This is a genomic window from Pantoea sp. AS-PWVM4 (genome assembly GCF_000468095.1).
Lineage (GTDB): Bacteria > Pseudomonadota > Gammaproteobacteria > Enterobacterales > Enterobacteriaceae > Pantoea > Pantoea phytobeneficialis.
The window spans coordinates 1-627 of the sequence record NZ_ASZC01000046.1 but is presented as its reverse complement, the minus strand read 5'-3'; the positions used below and the strand labels follow the sequence as shown (position 1 = coordinate 627).

1 protein-coding gene is annotated in these 627 nt (G+C 58.2%); it reads left to right on the top strand.

Annotation, left to right across the window (positions count from 1 at the left end; genetic code table 11):
• On the top strand, positions 1-627 hold a 627-nt coding region (locus L579_RS22960), incomplete at both ends, for an Ig-like domain-containing protein (RefSeq protein ID WP_036628255.1).

The window sequence follows — 627 nt, the reverse complement described above, 5'->3', positions numbered from 1 at the left end:
GGTGGCGGTTCGTCTGGCGGTGATACCGAAGGTCCGACCGGTACGCTGACCGATATCGTGATGACCAACGACAACGATCCGGAAAACCCTGTGGCGATCGGCGATGACGGCCTGACCAACGACCCAACCCCGGTGTTCAGCGGTAAAGTCGAGGGCGCACAGCCGGGCGACAAAGTGGTGATCAAACAGGGTGAGGATGTGCTGGGTGAAGTGGCGGTCGGCGAAGATGGTAGCTGGACCTGGACCCCGACGGAACCGCTGGGTGAGGGTGATAATAACCTGACCATTGAGTTGCAGGATGAGGCCGGGAATAGCGGTGCCAGCGAGCCGGTTTATGTGAACATTGATACGGAGGCACCTAATCCGCCAACCGATCTCACAATCGACGGTAACCCGGCAAACGGCACCAGCAACGACAGTGCCAACAGCCAACCGGTCATTGGCGGCAAGGCGGAACCGGGCAGTACCATCATCATAACTGATAGTGAAGGTAATGAAATTGGCTCGACGGTCGTGAATGCTGACGGCTCGTGGGAGCTGACTCCGAACAAGCCGCTGCCCGATGGTAACAACGGTCTGGTGATCACTGTGAAAGACCCGGCGGGTAACAGCAGCACATCGACAGAT